Genomic DNA, 22264 nt, shown 5'->3' with positions numbered 1-22264 from the left:
AAGCCGATGGATGCACAAATGGTTAAATCCGCAGGCACGGGCGTCAAATCCCGCGAGGAAATGACGGATCAAGAACGTGATTTTCAGGATAAAATCGACGCGGATATCAAGATTGAACCGCGTGACTGGATGCCTGATGATTACCGCGCGACATTGATCCGCCAGATGGGCCAACACGCCCATTCTGAGATCGTCGGCCAGCTGCCCGAAGGCAACTGGATCACCCGCGCGCCGACCTTGGAACGCAAAGCAATTCTGCTGGCAAAAGTGCAGGATGAAGCGGGCCACGGCCTGTATCTATATTCCGCCGCAGAAACCCTTGGCGTGACCCGTGATGAGCTGACGGAAATGCTGTTGGATGGGCGGATGAAATATTCTTCCATCTTCAACTATCCCACCCTGAATTGGGCCGATATTGGCGCGGTTGGTTGGCTTGTGGATGGGGCGGCGATCATGAACCAAGTGCCGCTGCAACGTACATCTTATGGCCCCTATTCTCGTGCGATGATCCGCATTTGTAAGGAAGAAAGCTTTCACCAGCGCCAAGGTTATGATGCGATCCGCAAGATGGCCGAAGGCACTGTTGCGCAAAAGAAAATGGCGCAGGATGCGTTGAACCGGCTTTGGTATCCATCGCTGATGATGTTCGGCCCCTCGGATAAAGATTCCGTGCATTCCGCGCAGAGCATGGCTTGGAAAATCAAGATCAATACCAATGACGAACTGCGCCAGAAATTCGTCGATCAGACCGTGCCACAGATTGAATATCTGGGTCTCGACCTGCCGGATGAGGGCATCACATGGAACGCCGAACGCGGTCATTATGACTACACAGATCCGAACTGGTCCGAGTTCTTTGACGTGATCAAGGGCAATGGTCCCTGCAATGTCGACCGTCTGGCCGCGCGCAACAAAGCTTGGGACGATGGCGCCTGGGTGCGGGATGGTCTGATGGCGCATGCACAAAAGAAAGCCGCAGCCAAGATGGCCGCTGAGTAAGTCGATTAGAGGAGAAATCAAATGCAAAACGAATGGCCTCTCTGGGAAATCTTTATCCGTGGTCAACACGGTATGAGCCACCGCCACGTCGGATCGCTTCATGCACCTGACGCTGAAATGGCAATCAAAAACGCGCGCGATGTCTACACGCGCCGCAATGAAGGCGTGTCCATCTGGGCGGTTGAAGCAAAACACATTGCCGCCACTGCTCCGGGCGAAAAAGGCCCGCTGTTTGAACCAAGCGAGAGCAAAGTTTACCGCCACCCGACCTTCTTTGACATCCCTGAAGAAGTGGGGGCTATGTAATGTCAGCCGTTGATCAACAGGCCCTGTTCCAGTTCCTGCTGCGCATGGGTGACAACACGCTGGTCCTGGGGCATCGCGTTTCCGAATGGTGCGGACATGCGCCTGTGCTGGAAGAAGACATCGCGCTGGCCAACACCGCACTTGATTTGATCGGTCAGACACAGTTCTGGCTGGGTCTTGCCGGTGAAGTCGAAGGCAAAGGTCAGGATGCTGATGCGCTGGCCTTCCGCCGTGACGTTTGGGATTTCCGCAATTTCTTGATCTGCGAAATGCCAAATGGCGATTTCGGACAAACCTTGATGCGTCAATTTCTGTTTGATGCATGGGCCTCTGTGACGCTTGCGCATCTGCAGAAATCATCTGATGCACGTGTCGCCGGCATTGCTGCGAAAGCTTCTAAAGAAGTGGCGTATCATCTGGAACGGTCCGCAGATACTGTGGTTGGTCTTAGCGATGGCACCCCGGAAAGCCACAAACGCATGCAGGCGGCCCTTGAATATCTCTGGCCATATGTGGGCGAGATGTTTGCCTCTGACGATGTGGACGCTGCCATGGTTGCTGCCGGCATTGCACCGGATCCGGCCAGTTTACGAGCAGAATATGATGCGATCATCACCCGCGTTCTGACCCAGGCCACCCTGGATATTCCGCAAAGCACATTCGCCCATAAAGGCGGGCGTGACGGATCTATCCACACGGAACATCTGGGCCATCTGCTGACCTCTATGCAGTGGCTGCAACGCGTGTACCCGGATGCGAGCTGGTGATATGACACAGGCGGCGGAACATCCCCCTATTGTTCAGGTCTGGGAATGGCTGCACGCTGTTCCCGATCCGGAAATCCCTGTGATTTCCCTGACCGATCTCGGGATCATCCGCGATGTGGCCTATGACGGTGACACGCTGGTTGTCACCGTCACCCCCACCTATTCCGGCTGCCCGGCGACATCGATCATCAACCTTGATATCGAAACGGCCCTACGCGATCAGGGGATAAACAATATCCGCCTGAAACAACAGATCTTTCCGCCCTGGACCACCGATTGGCTGACACCTTCGGGCGCGGAAAAACTGGAAAAATACGGCATCGCCCCGCCCACAGCGGCGGGTGGGCCTAAACGTTGCCCCCATTGTGGCGGTGAAAATCTTGAAAAACTCAGTCAGTTCGGCTCGACCCCCTGCAAGGCGCAGTGGAAATGCACCGACTGTCTTGAACCTTTTGACTACTTCAAATGCATCTAAAGCGGTGCTGACAGGGAGGATACTATGGCCCGTTTCCACGAGCTGATCGTTACCGATATTCACAAAACCATCCGCGATGCGGTGGTCGTAACGCTGAAACCTGCCAATGATGCAGAGTCCAGTGAATTTGATTTTACCCAGGGCCAATACCTGACATTCCGCCAGGATTTTGAAGGCGAAGAACTGCGCCGCAGCTATTCGATTTGTGCTGGCAAGGGCGAAGGCCTGCTGCAGGTTGGTATCAAACGCGTCGATGGCGGTGCTTTTTCCACCTGGGCGAACGAAGATCTGAAAGCCGGTGATGTAATCGAAGCCCTGCCCCCGATGGGGGGGTTCTTTACCCCGTTGGACGCTGCGAACCAGAAACAATATCTGGGTTTTGCGGGCGGCTCGGGCATCACACCTGTTCTGTCGATCATCAAGACCACCTTGGAAGCAGAACAAAACAGCCGTTTCACACTGGTTTATGCAAATAAATCCGTCACTTCGATTATGTTTCGTGAAGAAATCGAAGACCTGAAGAACACCTATATGGGCCGTTTCAATGTGATCCATATTCTGGAAAGCGATGCGCAAGACATTGATCTGTTTACAGGTCTTGTGACCGAAGAAAAATGCGCCGAGCTGTTCAAAGGTTGGATCGACATTGAACATGTCAGCACAGCCTTCATCTGCGGCCCGGAACCTATGATGCTGGGCATTGCAAGTGCGTTGCGCACTGCGGGCTTAGATGATGCGCAGATAAAATTTGAACTATTCGCATCCTCCCAGCCGGGGCGTGCCAAAAAGAAAGCCCAAAGCAACACATCCGGCAATACGGGCGCGACCTCGGCCGCAATCACGCTGGATGGTTCAACCCAAACCATCACCATGGATCGGGACACCAGCATTCTGGATGCCGCGCGCGACAATAATATGGATGCGCCCTGGGCCTGTAAGGCCGGGGTTTGTTCAACCTGTCGCTGTAAAGTGCTTGAAGGTGAGGTCGAAATGGCCGCGAACCATGCCTTGGAAGATTACGAGGTGGCAAAGGGTTATGTCTTGTCCTGCCAAGCCTACCCGGTGAGCGATAAGGTTGTCGTGGATTACGACCAGTAATTTCAGAAAGCCCGCCCCTTCCGGCGGGTTTTTTATTTAATGAATGAGGGAAAAAGATGTCCGAAGACATGTCCATTGAAAGCTATCTCGCCAAAGGCGGTATCCTGAGCAATCCACATAACGTGCCATCCCGTTATCGCGCGGAACTGTTAAAACTGATGACCAGCTTTGTAGACAGCGAACTGGCGGGGGCTGCCGGATTTGCGGATATCATCAACCTTGGCCCCGGCATAAAGTCCCGTATTGCAGCGGCCAAAATCGTTCTGGAAAAAACCGACCATGCTGACAAAGTGTTAAAGATCATGGCTGAATTTGGCGTAGATGCGGAACGCTATGCCAACCACCACCCCTGGACTTCCCGCCTAGATCGCGAAGCTGCCATTGGCACACAACGGGTGGAACAGGACATGCGCCTTGCGGTTTTTAACTATCCACTAACGACTTGGGCCGATGCGGTGGTGATGAATCTGTTGATGGGCCGCGCTGTTGGTCTGCAGTTGGAAGAGTTCCAGACACTGTCATATCAGCCCTTGGCTGAAACCTTTCGTGCCATCGCCCCGGTTGAAGCACGCCACGCGGAACTGGCCGAAGAGGGGCTGGTTGCCTTGGTCGCGGAAACGAAAGCGACCGAACTTCAGGTTTCGGTTGATTATTGGTTGCCACGGGTTGCGGCCAGCTTTGGCACAGCAGATGCAAATCGTATGGACACGTTAAGATCTATGGGCCTGCGCCGCAGTTCCCCAGATGAAATGCGCTCCCGCTGGGAGGCCGAAGTAAAAACCGTACTGACACAGATCGGCCTAAGTGCAGAATAAATCAGTTGCGTAAGCGCGGCGGGAATGATTGGCTGATCCCGATTGATTGAGGAACCACCATGACACCAACCTGCACCTGGCCTGCACCCATTACACTGACTGGCGATCATGTTATTTTGGCGCCGCTTACCATGGATCACGCGGAAGACCTGAAGCGCGCTTGCGCAGAGATATCTGGTCTCTGGTATACATCCGTGCCCACACCTGATGGGATGGAACACGAAATTACCCGCCGTCTTTCCCTGCCTGATATGCAGCCCTTCACGGTGATGACACCAGATGGCACGCCTGTTGGCATGACGACCTTCATGAATATTGACGCCGCAAACCGGCGGGTTGAGATCGGGTCAACCTGGTATGCAAAATCCGTGCAACGCAGCGGGCTAAACACAGAAGCAAAACTGCTGTTGTTGACCCATGCCTTTGAGGATCTGGATTGTATCGCAGTGGAGTTCCGCACCCATTTCATGAACCACGCCAGCCGCAATGCCATTGCCCGCCTTGGGGCCAAACAAGACGGCATCCTACGCAATCACATGATCAGCCCCGATGGCAGTTTGCGCGACACAGTCTGTTTTTCGATCATTTCCGGGGAATGGCCTGCGGTGAAGATGAATCTGAAACACAGGTTACACCCCTCAGACTGAACCTGTTTATTCCTTGGAAACCGGTTCGCCGTCTTCCATCCGTGACAGTGCCAGCTGCAACGCATCCGCCAGATCATTCAGCTGCGCATCGCTCATCACGCCCTCAAAAATGTCCCGATCATTGTCCGCGACTGCCGCCATGGTCGCTTCGATATGTGCAGCCCCCTTTTCCGTCAGCTGCACAAAGCGGCTACGTTTGTCGTCCGGGTTATCTGCACGGGTGACATAGCCGTCTTCTTCAAACTGCTTCAGAAGCTTTGTCATTCCCCCGGACGTGATCAACACCGCGCGCCAGAGTTCCGACGGGGTCATCTGCCGCCCTTTTTGCGCACGCAGGGCGACAAGGGTTTCAAACCCCGCATCCGTCAACCCATGAGCCGCCAGGACCGGATTTGTCTTCGCCTCGACAATTTCACTTAAACGATACGCACCAAGAACCACCCGACAGGCCGGGGTCAGGGCCTCCGGCCAATTTTCCTGTAGTTTTGCCTGAATTTCAGAGACCGAAGCTTTTTCCATCACCACACCCCAATTTACCTTGCAAGAAAGGTAAATCATCCCTAAGTGAATGGAAATATCTTTCTGGAAAGGTAAATCCATGCGGAGCTTCAAAGACCGCCTGCGTCACACATTGCTGTTTGAAATGATCGCCCTCGCCCTGGTGGCAGTGTTCGGGTCATGGATCACCGGGCATTCGCCTGCCGAAATGGGCGCATTGGGCCTGATCATGAGCTTGCTCGCCATGGCCTGGAACCTAATTTACAACTGGATGTTTGATCACTGGGATATGAAACACCGCAACATGGCCCCGCGCGGTGTAAAAATCCGCATCCTACACGCGGTTCTTTTTGAAGCGGGCCTGCTGATTGCCGGGATCTTCATTGTGGCCTGGTGGCTTCAAATCACTCTCTTTCAGGCGTTTCTGCTGGATCTGGGCTTTGCCGTTTTCTTCCTGGCCTATGCCTATGTGTTTAACCTGACTTACGACAAAATCTTTCCGGTACCCGCGCAGGCAGCGGCGGCAGCTTCATAAGCCTTCAAGACCGCCCAGCGTCAGATCCGCCACATGGCGGGCATAGGTTTCCCGCGCGACACTGCCCGCGCCGGAATTCCACATGTAATACCAGTTCAGCATGCCAAAGACCGACATGGTCATATTGCGCAGTTTTTCTTTATCATTTTCAAAAGCGTCGGGCTTTACCGCACAAATCGCATTGTTCAGGCTGCGCACCATATCGCGTTGATAGCCGCGCAACAGGGTCTGTTGCTCTTCCGGCAGGGAAGACATCCCCCCTGCCTGAACCTGGTGTTCATGATCCGCGCCTTGGTAAGCCATCAGAATTTCCGCAATCAAAGCCCGCAGGTTTTCCGCAGGCGTGCCGGTCAGCGGAAAATCACAGATACGAGTGCGCAGATCGGTCAGATATGCATCAAGCACATCAAACAGGATCGCATCTTTACTGCCGTAATAGTGATAGATATTGGCCTTGGAGATCCCGCATTCCTTTGCCAACTGGGCCATGGATGCACCATCGAACCCCTCTGTCGCAAAGGTTTTCGCTGCAGCTTTCAGGATAGAAAGCCGTTTCTGATCGTGATCTTTTGCAATTGTACGGGCCAGGGAACTATCCTCTCTTACTGGTTGCGGTTGTCGACAACGCGCTTGGCTTTGCCTTCTGAACGCGCGACTTCGCCGGGATCCCCGACGACAACTTCGCAGGAGACGCCAACAATGTCTTTCACGCGTTTGGTCAGCATGCGCGCCGCAGCGGTTTTCGACAGATTGTCGGTGGCACCAGGTTCAGCTTCCACAAAGACGCGCATAGCATCCATACGGCCGGATTTGTAAAGCTCAATCTGGAAATGCGGCGCAAGCCCGCCGGTGGCCATCAGCTGTTCTTCGATCTGGGTCGGGAAGACATTCACACCGCGCAGGATGATCATATCATCGGAACGACCGGTGATTTTCTCCATCCGGCGCATGCTCCGCGCAGAGCCCGGCAGAAGGCGGGTCAGGTCGCGGGTGCGGTAGCGGATCATCGGCAGACCTTCTTTGGTCAAGGTGGTGAACACAAGTTCCCCCATCTCACCGTCTTCACAAACTTCGCCAGTCTCAGGGTTGATAATTTCCGGATAGAAATGATCTTCCCAGATATGCAGACCGTCTTTGGTTTCCACACATTCATTGGCCACGCCCGGCCCCATGATTTCAGACAGGCCATAGATATCAACCGCATGCATGTCGAAAGCCTCTTCCACTTCCTGGCGCATGGCGTTGGTCCAAGGCTCTGCCCCAAATACACCCACATCCAATGAGGATTCGCGCGGATCAAGGCCCGCTTTGTGGAATTGTTCCAGGATGTTCAGCATGTAAGACGGGGTCACCATGATCGCGTTGGGCTGGAAATCCTGAATGAGGTTAACCTGACGTTCAGTCTGCCCACCCGACACAGGCACCGCTGTCGCGCCCAGGCGTTCAATGCCATAATGCGCGCCAAGGCCGCCGGTGAACAACCCGTAACCATAGGCGTTATGGACAATATTGCCGGGTTTCACACCAGACGCACGTAGGCTACGCGCGATCAGATCGGCCCAGTTCGAAATATCATTGGCGGTGTAGCCCACAACGGTTGGTTTGCCGGTGGTGCCGGAAGACGCATGCAGACGCACGATCTGTTCGCGCGGCACAGCGAACAGGCCGAAAGGATAATTGTCGCGCAGGTCGTTCTTATAAGTGAACGGGAATTTCGCCAGATCTTTCAGATCTTTCAGATCATCCGGGTGCACGCCGGCGTCATCAAAACGCTGCTTGTACATCGGCACGTTGTCATAAGCCGCGCGCAGGGTCTTTTTCAGACGTTCCAGCTGCAAGGCGGAAATTTCATCGCGCGACGCGATCTCGATCGGGTCAAGATCGGCTTTATTCGGGGTCAGGTCTTTCATAGCTTCCTCTCCTCTTCAGCCCTGATGGGCCGCCTCGGTATTCTCTTCAAACAACTGGCCTTTGACCGCCCGGGACATGCCCCGGAATTCCACGATCACATCGCCTTTCTGGTTCTGAACCCGCACGTCATAAACGCCGGAACGACCGGTCAGGGAAATCTCACGCGCCTCAGCCGTCAGACGGTCCCCTTCAAAAGCGGGTTTCAGATAGTTGATCATCGCGTGTTGGCCGACGGTGGCCTGATTGCGGGAATTGCAGGCAAACGCAAAACAACTATCCGCCAGCGAAAAACTGATGCCGCCGTGGCAGGTCTTATGACCATTGGTGTGATGGCGTTGAACGGTCAAGCCAAGGCGCGCGTAACCTTCCCGGACGTCCTCAAGCTCCATCCCAAGCCAGGTGCTGGCACCGTCACCAGACCACATGGCCTGCGCAGATTTTTCGGCGCGTTCTTGTGGTGTCAGACTCATTTTCCTTTGAACTCCGGCGCGCGCTTTTCAAGGAAAGAAGCCACGCCCTCGCGGTAATCCTCACTATTTCCACAGGTGCGCATGGCCTCCGTTTCTAGATCCAAATGATCAGACAGCGTGTTCATACAGGCCGCCTGAATGCAGGATTTTGTCAGACCGAGACCCAGGGTCGGACCATTGGCAAAATTCGCGGTCATTTCGCGAGCGGCATCCATGAAACCATCATCCGGCAGCGCCTTCCAGATCAGCCCCCAATCCTCTGCCTTTTTCGCAGGCAACGGTTCAGCGGTGAACGCCAGGCCCTTGGCACGGGCTTCGCCAATGAGATGCGGCAGATGCCAAGACCCGCCGGTATCCGGGATCAGACCGACTTTGGCAAAACTCTGGATAAATTTCGCACTTTCCGTTGCCAGAACAATGTCACAGGCCAACGCAAGGTTCGCGCCCGCCCCTGCGGCCACACCATTCACCGCGCAGACAACCGGGAACTCCAGCGAACGGATCAGGCGCACAAGCGGCGCGTAAAAGGTCGCAACGGTTTCGCCCAGATCACGCGGCTTATCGGATTTGGACGGGTCACGATCAGACAGGTCCTGCCCCGCACAAAAGCCCCGGCCCGCGCCGGTCAACAGCACCGCACGTGCCCCGTTGTCCCGTGCTGATTCGAGTGCAGCCCGCAAAGCGAGATGCATTTCCTCATTAAACGAGTTCAGGCGCTCGGGGCGGTTCAGTGTGATTTCAACCCAGTTTTCATGGGTTTCAACAAGGACGGTCTGACTATCTGCGGGGTTCATTATGTCTTCCTGAGGCTGAATTTGATAATTTTCTTGCATAAACCGAACGGTTGGTCAATAAATTCCTCAGGCCATCGGAACGGGAGAATCTTTCGATAGCCCGGAACAAAATTCTCCGGCAGTGTCCTGTCGCAGACAGGTAAGCCACCTGACCACATTTGGGAGGAACAAATGACCAACTTCACAAAACTCGCCAGCATCGTTGCAGGTGCAACAATGGCGCTGACCAGCTCCGTTGCTTTCGCGGCTGACTATACGCTGACCATTTCCAGCTGGGCCCCGCCCACACATGGCATCAACGCCCGCATGTGGCCGACTTTTGTTGAGATGGTAGAAGAAGCCACCGACGGTCAGGTGACGGCTGAACTGAAAATGGGCCTCGCCCCGCCCCCTGCACAGATGGACCTGATCCAAGATGGTGCTGCGGATGTTTCCATCATCTTTCACGGATATCAGCCTGGCCGTTTTGTTGCGACCAAACTGATCGAACTGCCTGGTTATGAAGGCTCCGCTGAGGCTGCTTCTGTCGCTTACTGGCGCACCTATGAAGCCCACCTTGCTGCAGCGAACGAACACCGCGGTGTGAAACTGATCGCTCTGCACACACACGGCCCGGCACAGCTGCATTCCTCTACACCTGTGACTGACATGTCCGAAATCGCAGGTCTCAAAGTCCGTATCCCAGGCGGTGTTGGTGGTGACGTAGGCGCGGCCCTAGGCGCGACCGGTATTCAGGTGCCTGCTCCAAAAGTATATGAAACACTGGCTTCTAACGCCGCTGACGGTGTGGTTATGCCCATGGAAAGCCGCCGTGGTTTCAAGCTGACTGAAGTTGCGCAGAACGTATATGAGCTGCCAGGCGGCCTGTACCGTGGTTCTTTCGCATTCATCATGAATGAAGATGCATTCGCGGATCTGCCAGAAGAACTGCAGCAAAAACTGAACGACGAAGTTTTCGGTGAACCCCTGTCCCGTGCCCTAGGTGCGATCTGGGATGAAATCGACACCGTCGGTCGTGAAGCCACTCTGGAAACAGAAGGCAATGCGATTAACGCGGCATCTGAAGCAGATCTTGCAAAATTCGCTGAAATCACCACAGCTGTAACCGCATCCGTTCTGGAAGAACTCTCCGCTGCGGGCATCGACGCCCAAGCCGCACATGAGATGGTGAAATCTGAAATGGCTGCAAACTAAGCTGTCTGAAAACGAAATCTCCGGCGGGGTAATCCGCCGGAGCGACGAAGCCGCAGCCCCCTGCACGCCCCTGCTGCAAGCCAATGAGGCCCCCATGAAAAGCGTTATTTCCGCCATCCGTTGGCTGAGCCCCTTTCCGGTTGTGCTCGCCTGTGTGGCGCTTTTTGCTCTGATGACCATGACCTTCTTTGACGTTGTGTTACGGTCCATCTTTAATTCCCCAATCGAAGCCGCAACTGAACTGACCCGCATCCTTATGGCGATCGTCGTGTTTTCAGTCCTGCCACAGGTTTCGGCCCAGGCCGGACATATCGCGGTTGACCTGATGGACAGCTTGTTCTTTCGCTGGCGTCTGCACAATATCCGCGACGGGCTGGGCTATCTCCTGTGCGGTGCACTGATGTACTGGCCCGCCCAACGCATCTGGATCCTCGCCGAACGCTGGCGTGATTACGGTGATGTGACCGAATATCTCGCTATTCCTCAATTCTATATCGGCTGGTTTATCGCTCTGTCCGTCGCCCTGTCGGGCCTCGTAATGGTTGGAACCGGTCTGCTAATCCTCTTTGCCCCCCGACTGCTGGAGCGCGCATAATGACTGCTGCACTTATTGGCTTTGCCCTTGTTCTGATCCTTGTTCTACTGCGGATCCCAATTGTATTTTCCATGGGGCTAGTCGGCACCTTTGGTATCGTCTGGGAACGCGGTGGTGATCTTTTGTCCGAACGCGGCATGAAAGCCGCCATGTCCGTGGTTGGTCGTCAGATCACCGACACCGCCCAGGATTACGGTCTATCCGTGGTGCCCCTGTTTATCTTGATGGGATTGTTTGTGAACAAAGGCGGCATGGCACGGGAACTTTACGCTGTGTCTAACGCTTTCTTAGGACATTTCCGGGGCGGGATTGCGATGGCAACTGTTGCGGCCTGTGGCGGGTTTTCCGCGATCTGTGGATCATCACTGGCCACTGCTGCAACCATGTCCAAAGTCGCCATGCCTGAAATGCGCCGCTATGGCTATTCGGATGAACTCTCTACAGCGTCCATCGCTGCGGGCGGCACCCTTGGCATTCTGATCCCGCCCTCTGTGATCCTAGTAATCTATGGCCTGCTGACAGAAACCTCCATCGGAAAACTGTTCATGGCGGGGATCATCCCTGGCGCGCTTGGCATCTTCTTTTACCTCCTCGCGGTACGCTACACCGTCTGGCGCAAGCCGGATTCCGGCCCTGCTGGTGAACGCTCAAGCTGGGATGTACGCATTAAGGCCCTTGGTTCCGTCTGGGCCGTGCTTCTGCTGTTCTTCCTGGTGATCGGCGGCCTTTACGGTGCCTTCGACTTCGCACCGCTGAACCTAACGTTTTCCCCGACAGAGGCCGCAGGCATGGGGGCCATGGGTGCTTTCCTGATTGCCCTGTCACGCGGCGGCCTAACGGTAAAATCGACCTTTGAGGTGCTGCGCGAAACCAGCTTCACCGCCGCATCCCTGTTTGCGGTTCTGATCGGCGCGCAGATTTTCTCAAACTTCGTAAACCTCGCTGGCCTGCCTGAAGCCCTGATCAACCTGGTCACTGTCTGGGACGTTTCACCCTTCATGGTCATCCTGATGATCTTGGGCATCTACATCATCCTAGGCTGCGTGTTTGAAAGCCTCTCTATGTTGCTTCTGACCGTGCCGATTTTCTTCCCGCTGGTCACAAGCCTTGGCTTTGATCCGATCTGGTTTGGCATCGTGGTTGTCGTGGTGACAGAGATTTCCCTGATCACCCCGCCTGTGGGGCTGAACGTCTTCATCCTGAAAGGTGTTGTGGGCGATGTGTCCACCGCCACAATCTTCAAAGGCGTTACACCCTTCTGGATTGCGGATATCTTCCGCCTGGCCCTGATCGTGCTGATCCCATGGCTTGTACTTGTGTTGCCTGATCAGATGGGGGCAATGGGGCATTGAGTTTTGATCTGACAAACCTGCCCGGGGATTTCCATGAAAACCCCGGGCCGCATTACGCGGATCTGCGCGAAAACCACCCGGTTTGCGCCCAGGCGGACGGCAGTTTCATCCTGTCCCGCCACGCGGATCTGGATGCGATCTACCGCGACACCACCACCTATATTTCCGACAAAAAAGCCGTCTTTGGCCCGAAGTATGGTGTCGGAAGCCCGCTATATGAACATCACACCACCTCGCTTGTGTTCAATGACGCCCCCCTGCACACCCGTGTGCGCAAGGTGATGGTCGGCGCGATGAACCCGCGTGCGCTCGCGCAGATGGAACCGGGGCTTGTGGCGCTGGTGGATGATCTGATTGCGGATATGGCAGCGAAGGGCAGCGCCGAGCTGATTGAGGACTTCGCCGGTGCTATCCCGATTGAAGTTATCGGCAATCTTCTGGGCATTCCGCGTGATCGCAGGGATCCCTTGCGCGACTGGTCACTTGCCATCCTTGGTGCGCTTGAACCGCAACTGTCGGATGCGCAGATGGCTGACGGCAATCAGGCGGTGTCTGATTTCATGACTTATCTGCGCGACATCATTGAGGACCGCCGCGCAAACCCCGGTGATGCGGCGACCGATGTTTTGACCCGGCTTATCCAGTCTGGCGATGAAACCGGCGAAGGCCTGTCTGAGGCGGAGCTGTATCAAAACTGCATTTTCATCCTGAACGCGGGCCATGAAACCACCACCAATCTGATTGGCAACGCCCTGGCCTTGCTGAATCAACACCGCGATAAACGTGTACAACTTCTGGAAAACCCTAAGCTGATCACAACCGCTGTCGATGAATTCCTACGCCTTGAAAGCCCAAACCAGTTTGGCAATCGCCTGACCACGCGTGATGTCGAATTTCACGGCGTGAAGATCCCGGCAGGCAGCGACATTCATCTGTGTATGGGGGCTGCAAACCGTGATCCCCGCGCCTTTGAAAACCCCGATGACATGCAACTGGATCGCCGTCCGAACAAACATCTAGCCTTTGCTGGTGGTGCACATACCTGTGTTGGCCTGACGCTGGCCCGGATGGAAGGGCGCATCGCAGTAGAGCGGTTCATCACGCGTTTCCCGGACTACGAAATTCAGCCAGGGGCAATCCGCGGCGGTCGCATTCGTTTCCGCGGTTTTGCCCGGCTTCCCGTTAAGCTTGGCGACTGAACAATCCATATCCCCGGCACCGCCGGGCAGCGCCCGACCCTCCCCACGGGAGGGCGCTTCGCACCCACCCAGGGTCAGGCACTGCCTTTGCATTGTCGTGACCATCTCAGATGAGGACATAAAATGACCATTCAACAGATCCGCTCTTTCGCCGCCGGTGAATGGATTGCCCCGGGCGAAGGGGCCCGCAATATTACTTCCGCTGTGACCGGCGATGTGATTGCAAGCGCCGGTAACAATGCACTCGATGTGCAGGCCATGCTGGATTACGCGCGCAATGTGGGCGGCCCGGCCCTGCGCGCATTGACCTTCCATGACCGTGCGAAAATGATCAAAGCCCTGGCACTGGCGATCAGCAAAAACAAACAAGCGCTATATGATCTCAGCTTTGCGACCGGGGCCACACAATCTGATCACATGATCGACATTGACGGCGGCATTGGGACGATGTTTGTCTTTGCCTCCAAGGGCCGCCGCGAGATGCCAGACGCGCATGTCTACTTGGATGGCGAGGTCGAACAGCTCTCCCGTCACGGCACATTCATGGGACAGCATATTTGCACGCCTTTGCAGGGTGTTGCGGTGCATATCAACGCATTCAACTTCCCGGTCTGGGGGATGCTCGAAAAGCTTGCGCCAACTCTGCTGGCCGGTGTGCCTGCAATTGTGAAACCCGCGACCAATTCTTGCTATGTGACGGAACTTGCTGTGAAGATCATGCTCGACAGTGGCATTCTTCCCGCTGGTGCGCTGCAACTGGTGTCTGGTGGTCTGGGTGACATGCTGGATCGCCTGACCCTGCAGGATGTGGTCAGCTTCACGGGGTCTGCCCAGACCGCACTGTCCCTGCGTTCCGCCCCGCATATTCTGGAAAACTCTATCCGTTTTGTGGCGGAACAGGACAGTCTAAACGCATCGATCCTTGGGCCGGACGCCATCCCAGGCACGCCTGAATTTGATCTGTTCGTGAAAGAAGTTCAGCGCGAGATGACCACAAAAGCGGGGCAGAAATGCACCGCGATCCGCCGTATGATGGTGCCTGAGAACCACGTAGACGCGGTGATCGAAGCCCTGTCCGCACGTCTGGATAAAACACAGATCGGTGACCCACGGCTTGAAGCCACCCGCATGGGGGCTCTGGTGTCTGGTGGTCAGAAGCGGGACGTTCTAGAAAAAGCCGCAATCATTGGCCAAGAAGCGGAACGTGTTTACGGCGACCCGGAGAATTTCAACGTTGAGGGTGCCGACGCAGATAAAGGCGCCTTTGTGCCACCAATGCTGTTCCACTGCGCAAACCCCGACACCGCTGAACGCGTGCATGATACTGAAGCCTTCGGTCCGGTGTCCACCATCATGGGTTACCGCGATGTGGATCATGCGATTGAACTTGTGAATAAGGGCCAGGGATCGCTTGTCGCCTCTGTCATCACCCATGACCCAAAGGTTGCACGCGAAGTGGCCATGGGCGCGGGTGCCTTCCACGGGCGACTTTATTTCAACAACCGTGACTCGATGAAGGAAAGTACCGGTCATGGCTCCCCCCTGCCGCATATGGTGCATGGTGGCCCGGGCCGCGCCGGTGGTGGCGAAGAAATGGGCGGCGTGCGCGGTGTGAAACATTACATGCAACGCACCGCCATTCAGGGCAGCCCGGATATTCTTTCCGCGATTGGCGACAAATGGGTACCTGGTGCCACGGAAACCACCAACACAGCACACCCTTTCACACGCACCTTCCACGATCTGAAGATCGGGGACACGCTGCATACCGATCCGCGCACCGTGACCATGGAAGATATCGAACATTTCGCCCATTTCACCGGCGACACCTTCTACGCGCATATGGATGACGATGCCGCTAAGCGGAACCCATTCTTCCCCGGTCGCGTGGCCCATGGCTATCTGCTGTTGTCCTTCGCTGCCGGCATGTTTGTTGAGCCAAATGAAGGCCCAGTTCTTGCCAACACCGGACTTGATAACCTGCGCTTCATGAAACCGATTGAAGCAGGGGAAACCATCAAAGTGCGCCTAACGGTTAAGAAAAAGACCCCCCGCAACGAGGAATACGGCGAAGTGCGCTGGCACGTCAGCCTGACCGATGGCGAAGGCGAACTGGCGGCAGAATATGAACTTTTGACCATGAACGCCTATTAATCGCACATAGCATCTGCATGCCCCCTGACCTATAAGGGGGCATGACTGTTTCTGAAATCTCACATCAAGCCATTTTCGGTAACGCTATTGCCGCCCTTCAAGACCCGCAGCCGCAGCGAGTTTGGTCGGTGATCGTTTCCCTCTTTGGGGATCTCGCACAAGGCGAAGGTGATCAGATCAGCGGTGTTGCGTTGACAGAAATTTGCGGTCGAATGGGTATTCGTGCCGAAGCTTTGCGTGTAGCCCTGCATCGCCTGCGTAAAGACGGCTGGATTGATAGCCTGCGTGATGGACGCAGCAGCCAACACACACTCACAGCGCAAGGACGTCGCGATACAATATCCGCAACCCCGCGTATCTATGCCCAGCCCCCACACAAACCCGGAACCTGGCGTCTTATCAGCGCCGATTGTGACACTGCGTTGAAAGGCATAACCTACCCCCCCGGCGGTTTCATTGCCCTATCACGCCGCACCGCCCTGATCTCTGGTGATGGTTCTGACCTTGCGGACAATGTCATGGTTTTTCGGGCCACGCCCGAACATATCCCGCAGTGGATGCAGGATAAGGTTTGCCCAACGGATCTGCAGGCATCCACCCGCCAGTTTCATCAGGATCTGCTAGAGGCACACAAACTGATCGAAAATGCAACCGGGTCCGATCCTGTTCACACCTCTGCTTTACGTACCCAAATTGTCCACCGTTGGCGGCGCGTAGTTCTTCGCACACCGGATCTGCCCAATGAATTCTTTCCGTCCGGATGGATGGGGGACGCCTGCCGAAAACAGGTTACAGATCTTCTGGCTCTGCTGCCCCGGCCTGACCTGAATGCATTGGAAATCTCAGCCCTGCAGTACCGTAACCTGGATCAGACGGATTGAATAGCTTTCACAAACAGCGCCTCAAAGCGATCGGCTATTTTTTCAAGGTCGAACCGCGTTTCAGCCCACCGACGCGCCGCGACCCCAGCTTTCTCTGCCCGCAAGGGATCATTCCGGAAGGATAAAGCCGCCAGCGTAAATCCGTCATAATCTTCCGGTTCAACCACCACACCGGCACCGCTTTCAACAAGTATTTTTGCCGCCAGATTTTCAGCTGGGGCAGCCAAAACAATCGGACGCCCGGCACATAAGTAAGACATAATTTTAGACGGAACTGAATACGTCCCGGCCCCCCGTTCGATCACCGCCAGCAAGACGTCCCCGCTTGCCAGAACATCTGACATGCGTTCAAACGGCTGCAATGGCAACAGACGCATCCCCGCGTGATCTGGCCCCTCCCGCAAGCTGTCTGCCCCCACGCCTGCGGCGACAACGACAACTTCTTCATTCGGCGCAACACGCTCTGCAAGATGTCTCAACAGTTCCGGATTGTGTTTCAAAGCAAGCGTGCCAGAATAAAGAAAGCGCGTACCATTTTGCAGGCTATTTTCCCGCGCCCAAGAATTGTCGCGATTCTGAAGATCAATATCGCCCAACACGCCCCAATTCGGGATCACTTCTATTTTCGCCCGATCAATACCCCAGCGATCCGTCTGCGCATGAAAGCTTTCCGTAATATGCAAAATGCGTGACGCTCGCCGCATTTGCCGGCGCTCCAGAAATCTGTACCATGCCCCAATCGCATGCCCCGGACCCGGAATTTTTCGTGCCAGAATTTCAGATGCTGCGATGGAGTAAAAATCCTGGCACCAGTATATAAAAGGGCGTCTTTCCTTGTAGCACAGCCTGACCAAAGCCTCCTGCGCCTCTGTCGGAGTATTTCCGGAAATCACCACATCAGGCTTTTGTTGCGCTGCCAAAGCCGCCAGCTCACAACCATAAGCCCGATCTCCGTTACGTCGCTTTAGAAAGTTGGTTTTCGAATAATCAATCGCCTTGCCCAAGGGGGAAAATGACAGCTGGGGCGGATCCCCTTCGATTACGTTCATCACACCTTTCGGTCCTTGGTCCTTTACGAACCAGGCGTGCACAACCTGATGCCCCCGCTGTGCCAATGCCCGAGACAATTCAACCTGAAACGGGTGCCCGGCAAAGTCATGGATCAGGATTTTCATGTAATTGTACCCACCACGGATTTTTCACGTGACCAACATTTTCTCAGGGGCCGGTCAAACCAGATAAAAAACGCAATCGCCACACCGGTAACCAGAACAATCATAATTGCAGTCAAACCAATGATCCCGAAATTTTCGGGGGAAATGGAAAGGATAAGTTTCTGAACATAGGGGTGAATTAAGTATATCGCATATGATGCATCTCCCAACAGAATAGGCCCCATCACTATGCCCCCCTGCAACGGAGGCATCATGGCAGCCCCTAACACAATGCAGAAGGCGGGAATAATGAACGGGATAATCCTGTGATATTCTCCAGGCGGGAACATCTGGAATAGGAGCACCGAAAATACCCCCCCAGACGCACATATCACCGCCCCAGTCCATCCAGTTCTCGACTTCAGTATATTCCAAGTTTTGAAGCACATGATACCGGCAGCGAATTCCAGAAGAACCGGATCCGTGTAAAACTGACCGATCACGGATCCGGGGTGGAATAGCACACCTGACAGAACAAACCCGGCAAGCGCCAACACCACTACTAGTGCAGGCCTAGAAAAATGAAGGGAGAGTGCAAAACATCCATAAAAGAAGATTTCGTAATTCAGTGTCCAACCCAAAAACAAGACAGGTTGCATAAGCCCTGTGTCGCGCATGTAAGGAATGAAAAATAAAGATTGTGTCAGCTCACCAATGGAAGGGATCTCTGTTACAACACCCGGAACCAAGGTTGACGCGAAAAACAACGACACAGTCAAAAGCCAATATAGGGGCAGCAATCGCAAAAGGCGTTTACCAAAGAAAACCCTTGGCGATAGCCGAGCACCTGTTCGCGTATTCACCACCATGGCCATCACAAAACCACTGAGGACAAAAAAGATGTCGACGCCAAACATGCCAATACCGAAGGCCGGCAGATTGAAACCTGTGTGCGACGCCATGCCCACCCAATGCAACCAAACCACCAGGGACGCCGCAAAAAACCGCAATATCTGCAGGTTTTCAAGCCTACTTGCCGCAGGAGACGCCATCACATCATCAGGCCGCGCAGACTGATCGGCGCTCAACTTCTGCTGATATCCAGTCCAAAGTTATTTGCATACCGCTGCGCAACGATTGCTGCGGTGCCCAGCCCAGACGGTCACGGATCAGGTGATTGTCTGATTTTCGACCACGAACCCCCTGAGGCCCGTCTATATGGTTGATCGTCAGTGATTTCCCCGACAGATCCATCACCATCCGCGCTAGGTCATTTATCGAAACCATTTCTTCTGATCCGATATTTACGGGCCCTTCAAAATCGGATCGCAGCAACCGAAGTGTGCCTTCAAGACATTCATCAATATACAAAAATGAACGGGTCTGATGCCCATCCCCCCACATATCAATACTTTCGCCATCCCGTGCCACAGCAACCTTGCGGCACATCGCGGCAGGTGCTTTTTCCTTCCCGCCATCCCAAGTTCCTTCTGGGCCGAAGATATTGTGATAGCGTGCAATCCTGCATTCCATGCCAAAATTACGGTTATAGGCAAGGTACAGACGTTCTGAAAAAAGCTTTTCCCAGCCATATTCACTGTCAGGGTTTGCGGGATATGCACTGTCTTCAGCGCAATTCGGGTTGTCCGGATCCTGTTGGTTATGCTCGGGATACATACATGCAGATGAGCTGTAAAAAACACGTTTAATGCCCCTTTTCTGACAGGCATCCAAAATGTTTAAATTAATAGCCGCAGAATTATGCATGACATTTGCATCATTCTCGCCCGTAAAAATGTACCCCGCCCCGCCCATGTCGGCGGCAAGCTGGTACACTTCGTCAAAATCCTGATCGATAACTTCGCGAACCAATGTTTGTTCCCGTAGGTCCCCCAGAATAAAATCATCGGCTGCACTGACACAGTATTCGTGGGGTTTGATGTCCACACCACGCACCCAAAATCCTTCTGCCTTCAGTCGCTTAACCAGATGCCCCCCTATAAAACCGCCGGCGCCACAAACAAGTGCTGTCTTCTGCATATTACTGCTCCCCATTGGTCAATGACCAGTTTTTAGATCCTACTTTCCGGTTGCTTTTGCGACGACCAAGGCCGTCTTCAAAACAATACCGAAATCATGCATCAGGGCCATTTTCCGGATATAACCCGCATCCATTTCCACGCGTTCCTGATAACTGATGTCGTTGCGTCCAGAAGTTTGCCAGACACCGGTCACGCCTGGCCTACAAGACAGGTATAAAGCCTGGTATTCACCGTATTGCGCCAGTTCATCCATCACCACCGGGCGCGGTCCAACCAGGCTCATATCGCCGCACAACACATTCCAGATCTGTGGCAACTCATCCAAACTGGATCGCCGCAGGAAATGTCCAATACGTGTTATCCTAGGATCTTTTTCCAACTTGAAATTACTGTTCCACTCGGCCCGGGTCTTTTCACAATTGCTCAGCTGCTTTTCCAGGCGTGCTTCGGCATCCGGCACCATTGTACGCAGCTTCCAGCACTTGAGTATCCGTCCATTCCGTCCGATGCGTTCATGGGCAAAAAAACCAGAAGGTCCAGTCACGCGGATCATAACCCAGAAAGCGACAATAACAGGGGCCGCAATAGGTAATAGAAGAATTGCACCGACCAGATCAAAAATCCGTTTTCCAAATCGAGCATAAAATCCTTGGGGTGCAGTCCAAGATGAATGTATCGGGATCGGTTTCCCCGGCCTTGCTGTGAATGCATCAACTTTCATCGGATCCCCTTCTCAACGTCAGGAATGCCAAAGCGACGTCCGGCAACACCACCCAGGGTGGTTTTCCTGCCTCACAACATCTGTGATCTAAGTTAAAAAACGGTTAATTTCCAAAACCCGAGCATATTATCCACGCAGAAATCACCTTAAGAATTTGAAGCAACCGCCAATCATCAAACATTTCAGACGATTGTTTCGCTAGCTGCATGACGGCTTCGGGCATAGACATCTTCATAACGAACGATGTCATCTTCGCCGACATAACTGCCCGTCTGGACTTCGATCAGGACCATGGGCAATTTGCCCGGGTTTTCCATGCGATGCACCGCCCCCAGCGGCACATAAACGCTTTCATTTTCAGTCACCAGCTTTACATCATTCCCGACAGTGACCTTCGCGGTGCCTTCCACAACAATCCAGTGTTCAGATCTGTGCACATGGCTTTGCAAGCTTAATGCGGCACCAGGATGAACCAGAATGCGTTTCACTTGAAAACGATCCCCGATCACGAGGCTTTCAAACCACCCCCATGGCCGATGATCTTTGGAAAACTCTGTTGCCTGCGGAACCTGTTTAGCCTTTAAAACCGCCACCGCATCTTTAACATCCTGCCCCCGGGACATGTCCGCTACCAGAACCGCATCCTGCGTGGCAATCGCCATCACATCTTTCAGACCGATCCCAACGATCTGTACATTGTCACTTTCAGATCGCAGCAAAGTATTTGTGCATTCAATCGCGCTGGCCTGATCTGAAGCAACAACCCCACTGTCATCAGGAGAGCTTTCCCGCCAAACAGCGTTCCAGCCGCCAAGATCGGACCATCCCCCATAAAACGGTACAACCGATAGGTTTTCTGCGTGTTCCATCACCGCGTAATCAATCGAGATATCTTCTGCTTGGGCCCAGCTGTCCGGATCCAGGCGTAAGAAATCAAGATCTTTCTCAGCCAGATTGACCGCATCAGACACCGGTTGCATCAACTCTGGTGCGGATTTTTCATAAGCGTGGATAATATCACGAACGGAAAACAGGAAGATCCCCGCATTCCACATGTAATTTCCTTTGCGCAACATCTCTTCTGCATGTTCTTTTGCAGGTTTTTCAACGAAACGGGACAAAGGGATCGCAGTTGCTGTACCATCAGGTGACGTGGACAATTCCAAATACCCATATGCCGTTTCGGCATGGGTTGGTTGGATGCCAAAAGTCACCAGTCGCCCCCCAGCGACAGCATTAACACCTTTCGCGATCGCCTCGTGAAACGCCTCTATATCACGCACAATATGGTCGGATGGCGCAACTAGCATCAGCGCATCCGGATGTTCACGCGCCAGATAATTCGCAGCCGCCAGAACCGCCGGCCCTGTATTCAACCCTTGCGGTTCAATCAACACCGCATGCGGAGAGATGCCGGATTGTTCAAGTTGCTCAGTCACAATAAAGCGGAAATCTGAATTGGTCAGAACTGTGGGCGCGGCAAAGGATATCGCATCTGTACTGCCGGACATCCTTTCCACTGTATCCTGAAACAATGTCTTTTTCCCCACCACGGGGGTAAACTGTTTCGGGAAACTCTTGCGGGATAAAGGCCACAAACGTGTCCCTGATCCACCACATAAAACAACCGGGAATATTTCTGTCATCTTATCCCTTC

General features: G+C 54.2%; 24 protein-coding genes. 14 read left to right on the top strand and 10 right to left on the bottom strand.

All coding sequences use genetic code 11. From position 1 onward, the window contains the following. The first annotated feature begins 6 nt into the window (after positions 1–6). Genes paaA through ACPGUT_RS10885 form a run of 7 tightly spaced genes read left to right on the top strand, consistent with a single transcriptional unit; the run spans position 7 to position 5107 of the window. Positions 7–999 (top strand): 1,2-phenylacetyl-CoA epoxidase subunit PaaA, encoded by a 993-nt coding sequence (gene paaA / locus ACPGUT_RS10915; RefSeq protein ID WP_423991273.1) that lies wholly within the window; start codon positions 7–9, stop codon positions 997–999. 21 nt (positions 1000–1020) lie between these two features. Beyond that, on the top strand, positions 1021–1305 hold the full coding sequence (gene paaB / locus ACPGUT_RS10910) for a 1,2-phenylacetyl-CoA epoxidase subunit PaaB (RefSeq protein ID WP_228847711.1): 285 nt from the start codon (positions 1021–1023) through the stop codon (positions 1303–1305). Beyond that, a complete protein-coding gene (paaC, locus tag ACPGUT_RS10905; RefSeq protein WP_423991270.1) occupies positions 1305–2072 on the top strand; it encodes a 1,2-phenylacetyl-CoA epoxidase subunit PaaC in 768 nt (255 codons plus the stop codon). The genes paaB and paaC overlap by 1 nt, the downstream gene beginning before the upstream one ends. A 1-nt stretch (position 2073) precedes the next feature. Further along, positions 2074–2547, top strand: a complete 474-nt coding sequence (paaD, locus tag ACPGUT_RS10900) for a 1,2-phenylacetyl-CoA epoxidase subunit PaaD (RefSeq protein ID WP_423991268.1) — start codon at positions 2074–2076, stop codon at positions 2545–2547. 24 nt (positions 2548–2571) lie between these two features. Then, positions 2572–3645 carry a 2Fe-2S iron-sulfur cluster-binding protein gene (locus ACPGUT_RS10895; protein WP_423991266.1) on the top strand — a complete coding sequence of 358 codons (1074 nt, stop codon included), beginning with the start codon at positions 2572–2574 and terminating at the stop codon, positions 3643–3645. A 56-nt stretch (positions 3646–3701) separates the two neighbouring features. Then, positions 3702–4460: a Phenylacetic acid catabolic protein gene (locus ACPGUT_RS10890; protein ID WP_423991264.1), complete on the top strand. Its 759-nt coding sequence runs from the start codon at positions 3702–3704 to the stop codon at positions 4458–4460. A 59-nt stretch (positions 4461–4519) separates the two neighbouring features. Beyond that, entirely contained in the window at positions 4520–5107 is a 588-nt protein-coding gene (locus ACPGUT_RS10885; protein WP_423991262.1) for a GNAT family N-acetyltransferase, read from the top strand. Positions 5108–5113: 6 nt separating this feature from the next. On the opposite strand, the gene ACPGUT_RS10880 is transcribed toward ACPGUT_RS10885, so the two are convergent. After that, positions 5114–5626 (bottom strand): MarR family winged helix-turn-helix transcriptional regulator, encoded by a 513-nt coding sequence (locus ACPGUT_RS10880; protein ID WP_423991260.1) that lies wholly within the window; start codon positions 5624–5626, stop codon positions 5114–5116. A 79-nt stretch (positions 5627–5705) separates the two neighbouring features. Between ACPGUT_RS10880 and ACPGUT_RS10875 the strand changes: the two genes are divergently transcribed. Then, positions 5706–6140, top strand: a complete 435-nt coding sequence (locus tag ACPGUT_RS10875) for a PACE efflux transporter (protein ID WP_423991258.1) — start codon at positions 5706–5708, stop codon at positions 6138–6140. Here ACPGUT_RS10875 and ACPGUT_RS10870 read toward each other — a convergent pair. From ACPGUT_RS10870 to paaG, 4 genes are read right to left on the bottom strand one after another with little or no spacing between them, the layout of a single operon-like run. After that, positions 6135–6728 (bottom strand): TetR family transcriptional regulator, encoded by a 594-nt coding sequence (locus tag ACPGUT_RS10870; RefSeq protein WP_423991308.1) that lies wholly within the window; start codon positions 6726–6728, stop codon positions 6135–6137. The two genes, ACPGUT_RS10875 and ACPGUT_RS10870, sit on opposite strands and share 6 nt — an antisense overlap. A gap of 14 nt (positions 6729–6742) precedes the next feature. Continuing rightward, positions 6743–8050, bottom strand: a complete 1308-nt coding sequence (gene paaK, locus ACPGUT_RS10865; protein WP_423991256.1) for a phenylacetate--CoA ligase PaaK — start codon at positions 8048–8050, stop codon at positions 6743–6745. A gap of 15 nt (positions 8051–8065) precedes the next feature. Then, the gene (gene paaI, locus ACPGUT_RS10860) at positions 8066–8521 is read right to left on the bottom strand and encodes a hydroxyphenylacetyl-CoA thioesterase PaaI (RefSeq protein ID WP_423991254.1); all 456 of its coding nucleotides are present in this window, start codon (positions 8519–8521) and stop codon (positions 8066–8068) included. After that, positions 8518–9315 carry a 2-(1,2-epoxy-1,2-dihydrophenyl)acetyl-CoA isomerase PaaG gene (gene paaG / locus ACPGUT_RS10855; RefSeq protein WP_423991252.1) on the bottom strand — a complete coding sequence of 266 codons (798 nt, stop codon included), beginning with the start codon at positions 9313–9315 and terminating at the stop codon, positions 8518–8520. Before paaG ends, paaI begins: the two co-directional genes overlap by 4 nt. Positions 9316–9486: 171 nt before the next feature. Here paaG and ACPGUT_RS10850 point away from each other — a divergent pair, with 171 nt between their 5' ends. The 6 genes from ACPGUT_RS10850 to ACPGUT_RS10825 all read left to right on the top strand — a co-directional run bounded on the left by ACPGUT_RS10850 (position 9487) and on the right by ACPGUT_RS10825 (position 16690). After that, positions 9487–10509, top strand: coding sequence for a TRAP transporter substrate-binding protein (locus tag ACPGUT_RS10850; RefSeq protein WP_423991250.1), 1023 nt, complete (start codon positions 9487–9489; stop codon positions 10507–10509). 94 nt (positions 10510–10603) lie between these two features. Next, positions 10604–11104 carry a TRAP transporter small permease gene (locus tag ACPGUT_RS10845; RefSeq protein ID WP_423991248.1) on the top strand — a complete coding sequence of 167 codons (501 nt, stop codon included), beginning with the start codon at positions 10604–10606 and terminating at the stop codon, positions 11102–11104. Continuing rightward, positions 11104–12456, top strand: a complete 1353-nt coding sequence (locus ACPGUT_RS10840; protein WP_423991246.1) for a TRAP transporter large permease — start codon at positions 11104–11106, stop codon at positions 12454–12456. The genes ACPGUT_RS10845 and ACPGUT_RS10840 overlap by 1 nt, the downstream gene beginning before the upstream one ends. Beyond that, positions 12453–13655 (top strand): cytochrome P450, encoded by a 1203-nt coding sequence (locus ACPGUT_RS10835; RefSeq protein WP_423991244.1) that lies wholly within the window; start codon positions 12453–12455, stop codon positions 13653–13655. Before ACPGUT_RS10840 ends, ACPGUT_RS10835 begins: the two co-directional genes overlap by 4 nt. Before the next feature lie 123 nt (positions 13656–13778). Then, positions 13779–15809, top strand: coding sequence for a phenylacetic acid degradation bifunctional protein PaaZ (paaZ, locus tag ACPGUT_RS10830; protein ID WP_423991242.1), 2031 nt, complete (start codon positions 13779–13781; stop codon positions 15807–15809). 41 nt (positions 15810–15850) lie between these two features. After that, complete coding sequence (locus ACPGUT_RS10825; protein WP_423991240.1) at positions 15851–16690, top strand: PaaX family transcriptional regulator C-terminal domain-containing protein; 840 nt, start codon at positions 15851–15853, stop codon at positions 16688–16690. On the opposite strand, the gene ACPGUT_RS10820 is transcribed toward ACPGUT_RS10825, so the two are convergent. From ACPGUT_RS10820 to ACPGUT_RS10800, 5 genes are all read right to left on the bottom strand, one after another. Next, positions 16678–17865: a glycosyltransferase family 4 protein gene (locus tag ACPGUT_RS10820; RefSeq protein WP_423991238.1), complete on the bottom strand. Its 1188-nt coding sequence runs from the start codon at positions 17863–17865 to the stop codon at positions 16678–16680. The two genes, ACPGUT_RS10825 and ACPGUT_RS10820, sit on opposite strands and share 13 nt — an antisense overlap. Next, positions 17862–18932, bottom strand: coding sequence for an acyltransferase family protein (locus ACPGUT_RS10815; RefSeq protein ID WP_423991236.1), 1071 nt, complete (start codon positions 18930–18932; stop codon positions 17862–17864). Before ACPGUT_RS10815 ends, ACPGUT_RS10820 begins: the two co-directional genes overlap by 4 nt. After that, complete coding sequence (locus ACPGUT_RS10810; protein WP_423991234.1) at positions 18904–19884, bottom strand: NAD-dependent epimerase/dehydratase family protein; 981 nt, start codon at positions 19882–19884, stop codon at positions 18904–18906. The genes ACPGUT_RS10815 and ACPGUT_RS10810 overlap by 29 nt, the downstream gene beginning before the upstream one ends. 39 nt (positions 19885–19923) lie before the next feature. Beyond that, positions 19924–20607 carry a sugar transferase gene (locus ACPGUT_RS10805; RefSeq protein WP_423991232.1) on the bottom strand — a complete coding sequence of 228 codons (684 nt, stop codon included), beginning with the start codon at positions 20605–20607 and terminating at the stop codon, positions 19924–19926. A gap of 182 nt (positions 20608–20789) precedes the next feature. After that, complete coding sequence (locus tag ACPGUT_RS10800; protein WP_423991231.1) at positions 20790–22253, bottom strand: mannose-1-phosphate guanylyltransferase/mannose-6-phosphate isomerase; 1464 nt, start codon at positions 22251–22253, stop codon at positions 20790–20792. Between the last annotated feature and the right edge of the window lie 11 nt (positions 22254–22264).

Source organism: Halocynthiibacter sp. (assembly GCF_049608145.1).
Taxonomy (GTDB): Bacteria; Pseudomonadota; Alphaproteobacteria; order Rhodobacterales; family Rhodobacteraceae; genus Halocynthiibacter.
The sequence above is the reverse complement of the archived record's forward strand: the minus strand, read 5'-3'. Positions and strand labels throughout refer to the sequence as shown.

Coding starts and splice junctions, on each gene's coding strand:
- paaZ (WP_423991242.1), top strand. CDS start 13,779: ATGACCATTCAACAGATCCGCTCTTTCGCCGCCGGTGAATGGATTGCC.
- ACPGUT_RS10825 (WP_423991240.1), top strand. CDS start 15,851: ATGACTGTTTCTGAAATCTCACATCAAGCCATTTTCGGTAACGCTATT.
- paaA (WP_423991273.1), top strand. CDS start 7: ATGGATGCACAAATGGTTAAATCCGCAGGCACGGGCGTCAAATCCCGC.
- ACPGUT_RS10895 (WP_423991266.1), top strand. CDS start 2,572: ATGGCCCGTTTCCACGAGCTGATCGTTACCGATATTCACAAAACCATC.
- paaI (WP_423991254.1), bottom strand. CDS start 8,521: ATGAGTCTGACACCACAAGAACGCGCCGAAAAATCTGCGCAGGCCATG.
- paaG (WP_423991252.1), bottom strand. CDS start 9,315: ATGAACCCCGCAGATAGTCAGACCGTCCTTGTTGAAACCCATGAAAAC.
- ACPGUT_RS10805 (WP_423991232.1), bottom strand. CDS start 20,607: ATGAAAGTTGATGCATTCACAGCAAGGCCGGGGAAACCGATCCCGATA.
- ACPGUT_RS10850 (WP_423991250.1), top strand. CDS start 9,487: ATGACCAACTTCACAAAACTCGCCAGCATCGTTGCAGGTGCAACAATG.
- ACPGUT_RS10840 (WP_423991246.1), top strand. CDS start 11,104: ATGACTGCTGCACTTATTGGCTTTGCCCTTGTTCTGATCCTTGTTCTA.
- ACPGUT_RS10820 (WP_423991238.1), bottom strand. CDS start 17,865: ATGAAAATCCTGATCCATGACTTTGCCGGGCACCCGTTTCAGGTTGAA.
- paaB (WP_228847711.1), top strand. CDS start 1,021: ATGCAAAACGAATGGCCTCTCTGGGAAATCTTTATCCGTGGTCAACAC.
- ACPGUT_RS10890 (WP_423991264.1), top strand. CDS start 3,702: ATGTCCGAAGACATGTCCATTGAAAGCTATCTCGCCAAAGGCGGTATC.
- ACPGUT_RS10875 (WP_423991258.1), top strand. CDS start 5,706: ATGCGGAGCTTCAAAGACCGCCTGCGTCACACATTGCTGTTTGAAATG.
- ACPGUT_RS10800 (WP_423991231.1), bottom strand. CDS start 22,253: ATGACAGAAATATTCCCGGTTGTTTTATGTGGTGGATCAGGGACACGT.
- ACPGUT_RS10845 (WP_423991248.1), top strand. CDS start 10,604: ATGAAAAGCGTTATTTCCGCCATCCGTTGGCTGAGCCCCTTTCCGGTT.
- paaK (WP_423991256.1), bottom strand. CDS start 8,050: ATGAAAGACCTGACCCCGAATAAAGCCGATCTTGACCCGATCGAGATC.
- paaD (WP_423991268.1), top strand. CDS start 2,074: ATGACACAGGCGGCGGAACATCCCCCTATTGTTCAGGTCTGGGAATGG.
- ACPGUT_RS10885 (WP_423991262.1), top strand. CDS start 4,520: ATGACACCAACCTGCACCTGGCCTGCACCCATTACACTGACTGGCGAT.
- ACPGUT_RS10880 (WP_423991260.1), bottom strand. CDS start 5,626: ATGGAAAAAGCTTCGGTCTCTGAAATTCAGGCAAAACTACAGGAAAAT.
- paaC (WP_423991270.1), top strand. CDS start 1,305: ATGTCAGCCGTTGATCAACAGGCCCTGTTCCAGTTCCTGCTGCGCATG.
- ACPGUT_RS10810 (WP_423991234.1), bottom strand. CDS start 19,884: ATGCAGAAGACAGCACTTGTTTGTGGCGCCGGCGGTTTTATAGGGGGG.